Below are 8271 nucleotides of genomic sequence, written 5' to 3' on the forward strand. Positions count from 1 at the left end.
AGATACGCATCACGGCTGTGATGACGGCGGTTGACCCGCAGGATCATCGGCGGGTGGGCGTTATTGGCGGCGCAGATGGCTTCCCATTGCTCCGGCCAGAACGCCTTGAGCGACTTCTGCAGCCAGCGCGGGTGGGCGGTGCGGACCACGGGGTCGCGCTCCATGCCGGCGAGCAGTTCCTCGCCCTCGCGTTGGGCGCGGCGCAGCACGGCGTTGAGCAGGCCCTTGGCCCAAGGCTTCTTGAGCTTGTCGGCGCAGCCGACGGTTTCGCCGATGGCGGCGTGGGCCGGAATACGTGTGTAGAACAGCTGGTACAGGCCGACCAGCAGCAGCGCCTGTACATCGGCGTCGGCGGCCTTGAACGGCTTTTGCAGCAGTTGTGCGGCAAGCAGGTCCAGGCGCGGCTGCCAGCGGGCGGTGCCAAAGGCCAGGTCCTGAGTCAGGCCGCGGTCGCGCTCCTCGACCTTGTCCAGTTGCGCGGGCAGCGAGCTGTTGAGCGAGGCCTTGCCGCTGAGCACGGCAGCCAGGGCGCGGGCGGCAGCCAGGCGTGGGTTCATTGGCCGAGCACCTTGCCGCTTGCGAACTTCTCGCGGCGGCTGTTGAACAGGTCGCTGAAGGCCAGGGCCTTGCCACCGGGCAGTTGCAGGCGGGTCAGGCTCAGGGCGCCGTCAGCGCAGGCGACCACCAGGCCGTCCTTGCTGGCACTGAGGATCTCGCCTGGCTCACCTTTGCCTGTGGACAAGTTCGCGCCCAGCACCTTCACGGTTTCGCCGTCGAGGGTGCTGTGGCACACCGGCCAGGGGTTGAAGGCGCGGATCAGGCGTTCCAGCTCCACGGCCGGGCGGCTCCAGTCCAGACGTGCCTCATCCTTGTTCAGCTTGTGTGCATAGGTGGCCAGGGCGTCGTCCTGCACCTCGCCCTGCAGGCTGCCGTCGGCAAGGCCGGCGATGGCTTGCACCACGGCGCCAGGGCCCAGTTGGGCGAGGCGGTCGTGCAGGCTGCCGCCGGTGTCGTCGGCGCTGATCGGTGTGGTGACCTTGAGTAGCATGGGGCCGGTGTCCAGGCCCGCTTCCATGCGCATCACGGTTACGCCGCTCTCGGCATCACCGGCCTCGACGGCGCGCTGGATCGGCGCCGCACCGCGCCAGCGTGGCAGCAGGGAAGCGTGGCTGTTGATGCAGCCAAGGCGCGGGATATCCAGCACCGCCTGCGGCAGGATCAGGCCGTAGGCGACCACCACCATCAGGTCCGGTTTCAGTGCGGCGAGTTCAGCCTGCGCGTCGGCATTGCGCAGGGTCTGTGGCTGGTACACCGGTACGTGATGGGCCAATGCGAGGGCTTTGACCGCGCTCGGCATGAGCTTCTGGCCCCGGCCGGCGGGACGGTCGGGCTGGGTGTAGACAGCCACGATTTCGTAAGGGCTGTCGAGCAGGGCCTTGAGGTGTTCGGCGGCAAACTCTGGGGTGCCTGCGAAGACGATGCGCATGGAGTTCTCGCTTCAAAAAAGAAAAAGGCTTGCCGGAGCAAGCCTTCTGGAAGGTGGGGATCAGGCTTGCTGGCGGTGCTGCTTTTCCAGCTTCTTCTTGATCCGGTCGCGTTTGAGCTGAGACAGGTAGTCGACGAACAGCTTGCCGTTGAGGTGATCGAACTCGTGCTGCACACACACCGCCAGCAGGCCCTCGGCCTCGAGCTCGTAGGGCTTGCCGTCGCGATCCTGGGCCTTGACCCGCACGCGCAGCGGGCGGTCGACGTTCTCGTAGAAGCCTGGCACCGACAGGCAGCCTTCCTGGTACTGCCCCATGTCGTGGGTCAGCTCTTCGACGCTGGGGTTGATGAACACTCGCGGTTCGCTGCGATCTTCGGAAAGATCCATCACCACGACCTGCTTGTGCACGTTGACCTGGGTCGCGGCCAGGCCGATGCCGGGCGCTTCGTACATGGTTTCAAACATGTCGTCGATCAGCTGCTGCAGGGCGTCGTCGAACTCCGTTACCGGTTTGGCGAGGGTGCGCAGGCGCGGGTCGGGGAATTCGAGGATGTTCAAGATGGCCATAGGGTCAGGCAGTCACTGTGCGTTTGGTTGAAAACTGAGCACACATAATAAAGGGAAATGGAGCGTTCGGCACCTGTGAAGCTTGGCTAGGGTCTCTATGGGCTTGATAGCTGCCGTTTTGATCGACAGCTTTTCAAAGTGTTACTCACAAAGTTATCCACAGGATGTGCCGCTTCATTGGCCTCCTGCCGATCAAGGACGATCCACCATGAACCCATCCCGCTCGTCGCCTTGCACTCCGGCGGAACTGGAGGCGCGGCTGCGTCTGCATCGCCTTCCCGATATTGGCTTGCGTCGTTTCCATACCCTCATCGAAGCATTCGGCAGCGCCTCTTCGGCACTCAGTGCCCCGGCCAGCGCGTGGCGTGCTCTAGGCCTGAAGGCTTCCAGTATAGACGCCCGGCGCAGTGCGCAAGTACGCGATGGCGCATTGGCTGCAATGGCCTGGCTAGAGCGTCCGGGCCAGTGTTTATTGATGTGGGACGGCCCTGGATACCCGGCATTGCTGGCCGAGATAGACGATCCGCCGCCTTTGCTTTTCGTGGCCGGCGACCCTGCCCTGCTCGAACGGCCGCAGTTGGCGATCGTGGGCAGCAGGCGTGCTTCACCCCCGGCGCTGGATACGGCCGGTGCGTTTTCCCGTTGCCTGGCTCAGGCCGGGTTCACCATCACCAGCGGCTTGGCACTGGGTATCGACGGCGCCGCTCATCGGGCTGCGCTGAACGCCGGCGGCCACACGATCGGGGTGCTCGGCACAGGGTTGCAAAAACTTTATCCACAGCGCCATCGCGACTTGGCACGGGCCATGATCGACAGCGGCAGCGCGCTGGTTTCGGAGTACCCGCTGGACGCCGGACCACTGGCCGGTAACTTCCCGCGGCGCAACCGGATCATCAGCGGCCTGTCGCTCGGCGTGCTGGTCGTGGAGGCCAGCCTGGCCAGCGGCTCGTTGATCACGGCCCGGCTGGCAGCCGAACAGGGACGGGAGGTGTATGCGATTCCCGGCTCCATTCACCACCCGGGCGCCAAGGGTTGCCATCAACTGATTCGCGATGGTGCGCTGCTGGTGGAGAGTGTCGGGCAGATCCTCGACAGCCTGCGCGGTTGGCAGAACCTGCCACCCGCGTCTGTGGAGAAACCGGGTCATCCACTGCTGGCGTTGCTGCATGCCGCTCCGCAGACCAGCGAGGGCCTCGCCCACAGCAGCGGGCTGCCATTGACCCAGGTACTGGCCAGTCTGACCGAGCTCGAACTCGAAGGACGGGTCAGCAGTGAAGCCGGACGTTGGTTTGCCCGTTCCGCCTAAGTACACTGCGCATCAGGCTTAAAGCGGAGAGACAGCAATGGTGAGCAGTTGGCGTGTGCAACAAGCCGCGCGTGAGGTGAAGGCGGGTGCGGTGATCGCCTATCCAACGGAAGCGGTCTGGGGCCTGGGCTGCGACCCGTGGAACGAAGACGCGGTGTACCGCCTGTTGGCGCTCAAGTCACGCCCTGTGGATAAAGGCCTGATTCTGGTCGCCGACAACATCCGCCAGTTCGACTTCCTGTTCGAGGATTTCCCCGAAGATTGGATCGATCGCATGGGCAGCACCTGGCCGGGCCCGAACACCTGGCTGGTGCCGCACCAGGATCTGTTGCCCGAATGGGTGACCGGCCAGCACGACACCGTGGCGCTGCGGGTCAGCGATCATCCGCAGGTGCGCGAGCTGTGCGCGCTGGTGGGGCCGCTGATCTCCACCTCCGCCAACCCGGCCGGGCGGCCGGCGGCCAAGAGCCGGTTGCGGGTCGAGCAGTATTTCCACAACCAGCTGGACCTGGTGCTTGGCGGCGCGCTGGGCGGACGCAGGAATCCGAGTGTGATTCGCGATCTGGTCACGGGCGAAGTAGTGCGGCCGGGTTGATTGTTCGACACTTGTAGGAGCGGGCTTGCCCGCGAAAAGGCCACCGCGGTGCATGGCACCGGCTCTGCCGGTGTTCGCGGGACAAGCCCGCTCCCACAGGGGATTGGGCTGACCTTTAGATTTTGAGCAAGACAGTTGCTCCTCAAGGGAGAGAGGCACCGCTCATCAGGGTTTTCTGATTCTGATCCTCAAGACTGCACATTTCTGACTTAGGGAAATATCCTACGCAGCCTGTCGACCGCCATTACCTTCTCAGTGGGAACGTCTACCTCTAGGCTCCAGACCGTCGCCGAACAACTTGGCGATCGGGTGTGGTAACCCGGGAAAACTGAGAAAGACAATGCCGTCATGGCGGCTGTACGCGGGAGGCCTTCGGGCCTACCGGGGTCTTTGTCTTTTCTCCTCCGGCTTACCACCCCGTGTACAGCTGCCACCCTCATTCGTGTGGTAACGAGTGTTGTGTCAGCAAATATCGAGCGAGAAATGACATGACCGATAAGCTGATTCCTGATCCACCACTCCCCAAAACCACCGCCCACCCCTTCGGCCGCTGCGACGCCGGCCATCCCCCGCTCTTCACCGTCAACCCCGACATCGAACCCCACGACGCCTTGGTCCACGTCGCCCTCTACCTGCGCTGTGCCTACGACACTGGCATCAAAGCCGTTGACCACCTGAGCGACGGCGGTCGGGGCATGTTCTGGTCGAGCCTGTATGCCATCGAGCTGGCAGAGGGCCTGGTCGAAGCGATGCTGGATGGGATCGAGTCTGCGGGTAGCCCCCAAGCCTGATGACTTGAGCAGAGCCCTCGGTTGGAGCGGGCTTGTCGGGGCGACGAACCGCCGGGTGGCATCCACCGCGGTGTGCTTTTCGCGGGCAAGCCCGCTCCTACAGGAACCGCGCGGCACGCATGAACGGCGCTGAACCTGTTGGAACGGGCTTGTCCCGCGATGGGGCCCTCAGGGCAACAGCACCGTCGACCCCACCGTCTGGCGCGCCGACAACGCTTCCTGCGCCTTCGCCGCCTCGCTCAACGGATAGCGCTGCTGGATATCCACCACCAGCTTGCCACTGGCAATCATTGCGAACAGGTCATCGGCCATGGCCTGGGTGTTCTCGGCGTTATTGGCGTAGCTGGCCAGGGTCGGCCTGGTCACGTACAGCGAGCCCTTCTGCGACAGAATTCCCAGGTTCACGCCACTCACCGCGCCGGAGGCATTGCCGAAGCTCACCATCAAGCCACGCGGGCGCAGGCAGTCGAGCGAAGTCAGCCAGGTGTCGGCACCCACGCCGTCATACACCACCGCGCACTTCTTGCCTTCGGTCAGCTCCAGCACCCGCTTGGCCACGTCTTCATGGCTGTAGTCGATGGTCGCCCAGGCCCCCAGCGCCTTGGCGCGTTCGGCTTTTTCGGGCGAGCTGACAGTGCCGATCAGCTTGGCGCCCAAGGCCTTGGCCCATTGGCAGGCCAGCGAGCCGACGCCACCTGCTGCGGCGTGGAACAGAATGAAGTCGCCGGGCTGCACCGCGTAGGTCTGCTTGAGCAGGTACTGGGTGGTCAGGCCCTTGAGCATCACGGCCGCAGCCTGCTCGAAGCTGATGCTGTCAGGCAGCTTCACCAGGTTCGCTTCCGGCAGGGTGTGGTATTCGCCATAGGCGCCCAGCGGCCCGCCGCCGTAGCCGACGCGGTCGCCGACCTTCAAGCGGGTGACGCCCTCGCCCACCGCATCGACCACACCCGCACCTTCGGTGCCCAGGCCTGAAGGCAGTGATGGCGGCGCGTAGAGCCCGCCACGGAAATAGGTATCGATGAAATTCAGACCGATCGCATGGTTGCGCACGCGCACCTGCTGCGGGCCGGGCGGTGTCGGTTCGAAGTCCACGAGCTGCAGGACTTCCGGGCCGCCATGCTGGCTGAACTGAATACGCTTGGCCATCACACACTCCTGTTGTCGTCATCGCAAAGGCCCTCTATCGGACGCCTTTGCTTGACTGCCGTCAACTGCGGCGCGGCGCTGGCCGGTGGTATGCTACGCGGCGAATTCCTCCCTGCCCCTCCCAGGTGACCCGATGACCAGCCGTACCGAGGCCGTGAAGGCCTATCTGCTCGACCTGCAAGACCGCATCTGCGCCGCCCTCGAAACCGAGGACGGCGGCGCCCGCTTCGTCGAGGACGCCTGGGTTCGCGATGCTGGCGGCGGTGGTCGCACCCGGGTGATCGGCGAGGGCAAGCTGATCGAGAAAGGCGGGGTCAACTTCTCCCACGTGTTCGGCGCAGGCCTGCCGCCGTCGGCCAGCGCGCACCGTCCGGAGCTGGCCGGGCGTGGCTTCGAGGCGCTGGGCGTGTCGCTGGTGATTCACCCGTACAACCCGCATGTGCCGACGTCCCACGCCAACGTGCGGTTCTTCATCGCCGAGAAAGAGGGCGAAGAGGCAGTGTGGTGGTTCGGCGGTGGCTTCGACCTGACCCCGTACTACGGCAACGAGGAAGACTGCATCCACTGGCACCGCGTCGCCGAACAGGCCTGTGCCCCCTTTGGCGCCGACGTGTACCCGCGCTACAAGGCCTGGTGCGACCGCTACTTCCACCTCAAGCACCGCGGCGAACCCCGTGGCATTGGCGGGCTGTTCTTCGATGACCTGAACGAGTGGGATTTCGACACCTGCTTCGCCTTCATCCGCGCCATCGGCGATGCCTACATCGAGGCCTACCTACCAATCGTGCAGCGGCGCAAGAACACCCCCTACACCGCGCAGCAGCGCGAATTCCAGGAATATCGCCGTGGGCGCTATGTCGAGTTCAACCTGGTCTACGACCGCGGCACGCTGTTCGGCCTGCAATCCGGCGGGCGTACCGAGTCGATCCTCATGTCGTTGCCGCCGCAGGTTCGTTGGGGCTACGACTGGAAGGCCACCCCTGGCAGCGAGGAAGCGCGCCTGACCGAGTACTTCCTGCAGGACCGCGACTGGCTCGGCCAGTAAATCTGTGGATAACCGAGGATTTCTCATGGACCAGTACGTCGTTTTCGGTAACCCCATCGGCCACAGCAAGTCGCCGCTGATCCACCGCCTGTTCGCCGAGCAGACCGGCCAGGATCTGGAATACAGCACCCTGCTGGCGCCGCTGGACGAGTTCAGCGACTGCGCCCGCGGCTTCTTCAAGCAGGGCAGCGGCGCCAACGTGACCGTGCCGTTCAAGGAAGAGGCGTACCGCCTGTGCGACAGCCTCACGCCACGGGCGCAACGCGCGGGCGCGGTCAACACGCTGACCTTGTTGGCCGATGGCACGCTGCAGGGCGACAACACCGATGGCGCAGGCCTGGTGCGCGACCTGACGGTGAATGCCGGGGTCACGCTGGTGGGCAAGCGCATCCTGATTCTCGGCGCAGGTGGTGCGGTGCGTGGCGTGCTGGAGCCGATCCTGGCGCATAAGCCGCAATCGCTGGTGATCGCCAATCGTACGGTGGAAAAGGCCGAGCAGCTGGCGCGCGAATTCGATCAACTCGGGCCGGTGGTCGCCAGCGGTTTTGCCTGGCTGCAGGAGCCGGTGGACGTGATCATCAACGCCACCTCGGCGAGCCTTTCGGGGGAGTTGCCGCCGATCGCCGAGAGTCTGGTCGAGGCCGGTCGCACCGTGTGCTACGACATGATGTATGGCAAGGAGCCGACGCCGTTCTGCCAGTGGGCGACGAAGCTTGGGGCGGCGAAAGTGCTGGATGGGCTGGGAATGCTCGCCGAGCAGGCGGCCGAGGCGTTTTACGTCTGGCGCGGGATTCGGCCTGAGACCGGGCCGGTGCTGGATGAATTGCGGAGGCAGTTGGCGCGGGGGTAGGGATTACTCCTCGAACCTGATCGGACACCCGTCGATCCCCTCCAGCTTCTGCAACTCCTCCACCACCTGGGGCCTGGCCCGATGCAGGGTCAGGCTGCCGCCATTGCGCGCCAGCCGGCGCGCCTCGCGATGCAACATATCCACACCCGAATAGTCGATGAAGTTGATCTGCCGCGCGTCGATCACCACATGCGGCCCTTGGCAGCGCTGCAGGCGCACCTGCAGGTAATGCGCGGCACCGAAGAAGATCGAGCCACCGACCCGCAGCACGTCCGCCTCCCCTTCACGGCTCTGCTGCACCCGTGGCCGCGAGGTGCGCTTGAGGTAGAAGAACAGCGACGCCAGCACTCCCGCATAGATCGCCGTCTGCAGCTCCAGCAATAGAGTCGCCGCAGCGGTCAGCGCCATCACCAGGAACTCCGAACGACTGACGCGGAACAGCGCGCGAATCGCCTTGTGATCCACCAGCCCCCAACAAATCAGCA

The 8271-nt window shown here is 64.8% G+C and carries 10 protein-coding genes; 5 read left to right on the top strand and 5 right to left on the bottom strand.

Annotation, left to right across the window (positions count from 1 at the left end; genetic code table 11):
- The 3 genes from VA602_RS14240 to def all read right to left on the bottom strand — a co-directional run.
- Nucleotides 1-557: transcription antitermination factor NusB (locus VA602_RS14240; protein WP_323453523.1), on the bottom strand; the 557-nt coding region annotated here is incomplete at its 3' end.
- Nucleotides 554-1486: a methionyl-tRNA formyltransferase gene (fmt, locus tag VA602_RS14245; protein WP_153774301.1), complete on the bottom strand. Its 933-nt coding sequence runs from the start codon at nt 1484-1486 to the stop codon at nt 554-556. The genes VA602_RS14240 and fmt, both read right to left, overlap by 4 nt.
- A 60-nt stretch (nt 1487-1546) precedes the next feature.
- Nucleotides 1547-2053, bottom strand: coding sequence for a peptide deformylase (def, locus tag VA602_RS14250; RefSeq protein ID WP_054893037.1), 507 nt, complete (start codon nt 2051-2053; stop codon nt 1547-1549).
- Between the two features lie 208 nt (nt 2054-2261).
- On the opposite strand from def, the gene dprA reads away from it, so the two are divergent.
- From dprA to VA602_RS14265, 3 genes are all read left to right on the top strand, one after another.
- Nucleotides 2262-3359: a DNA-processing protein DprA gene (gene dprA / locus VA602_RS14255; RefSeq protein WP_323453524.1), complete on the top strand. Its 1098-nt coding sequence runs from the start codon at nt 2262-2264 to the stop codon at nt 3357-3359.
- Between the two features lie 37 nt (nt 3360-3396).
- A complete protein-coding gene (locus VA602_RS14260; RefSeq protein WP_063541944.1) occupies nt 3397-3954 on the top strand; it encodes an L-threonylcarbamoyladenylate synthase in 558 nt (185 codons plus the stop codon).
- 488 nt (nt 3955-4442) lie between these two features.
- Nucleotides 4443-4745 (top strand): hypothetical protein, encoded by a 303-nt coding sequence (locus VA602_RS14265; protein ID WP_323453525.1) that lies wholly within the window; start codon nt 4443-4445, stop codon nt 4743-4745.
- Between the two features lie 168 nt (nt 4746-4913).
- Here the strand turns inward: VA602_RS14265 and VA602_RS14270 are convergent, their stop codons facing one another.
- Nucleotides 4914-5891 (bottom strand): NADPH:quinone reductase, encoded by a 978-nt coding sequence (locus VA602_RS14270; RefSeq protein WP_063541948.1) that lies wholly within the window; start codon nt 5889-5891, stop codon nt 4914-4916.
- 133 nt (nt 5892-6024) lie between these two features.
- Here VA602_RS14270 and hemF point away from each other — a divergent pair, with 133 nt between their 5' ends.
- The gene (hemF, locus tag VA602_RS14275) at nt 6025-6936 is read left to right on the top strand and encodes an oxygen-dependent coproporphyrinogen oxidase (RefSeq protein WP_054893403.1); all 912 of its coding nucleotides are present in this window, start codon (nt 6025-6027) and stop codon (nt 6934-6936) included.
- Between the two features lie 25 nt (nt 6937-6961).
- A complete protein-coding gene (gene aroE / locus VA602_RS14280) occupies nt 6962-7786 on the top strand; it encodes a shikimate dehydrogenase (protein WP_323453526.1) in 825 nt (274 codons plus the stop codon).
- Between the two features lie 3 nt (nt 7787-7789).
- Here aroE and VA602_RS14285 read toward each other — a convergent pair.
- Nucleotides 7790-8271: STAS domain-containing protein (locus VA602_RS14285; protein WP_323453527.1), on the bottom strand; the 482-nt coding region annotated here is incomplete at its 5' end.

Source organism: Pseudomonas machongensis, assembly GCF_034961125.1.
GTDB classification, from domain to species: Bacteria; Pseudomonadota; Gammaproteobacteria; order Pseudomonadales; family Pseudomonadaceae; genus Aquipseudomonas; species Aquipseudomonas machongensis.

Excerpts from the sequence above, each read along its gene's own strand:
- VA602_RS14270 (WP_063541948.1), bottom strand. The coding sequence starts at position 5,891 with ATGGCCAAGCGTATTCAGTTCAGCCAGCATGGCGGCCCGGAAGTCCTG.
- VA602_RS14260 (WP_063541944.1), top strand. The coding sequence starts at position 3,397 with ATGGTGAGCAGTTGGCGTGTGCAACAAGCCGCGCGTGAGGTGAAGGCG.
- fmt (WP_153774301.1), bottom strand. The coding sequence starts at position 1,486 with ATGCGCATCGTCTTCGCAGGCACCCCAGAGTTTGCCGCCGAACACCTC.
- def (WP_054893037.1), bottom strand. The coding sequence starts at position 2,053 with ATGGCCATCTTGAACATCCTCGAATTCCCCGACCCGCGCCTGCGCACC.
- aroE (WP_323453526.1), top strand. The coding sequence starts at position 6,962 with ATGGACCAGTACGTCGTTTTCGGTAACCCCATCGGCCACAGCAAGTCG.
- dprA (WP_323453524.1), top strand. The coding sequence starts at position 2,262 with ATGAACCCATCCCGCTCGTCGCCTTGCACTCCGGCGGAACTGGAGGCG.
- hemF (WP_054893403.1), top strand. The coding sequence starts at position 6,025 with ATGACCAGCCGTACCGAGGCCGTGAAGGCCTATCTGCTCGACCTGCAA.
- VA602_RS14265 (WP_323453525.1), top strand. The coding sequence starts at position 4,443 with ATGACCGATAAGCTGATTCCTGATCCACCACTCCCCAAAACCACCGCC.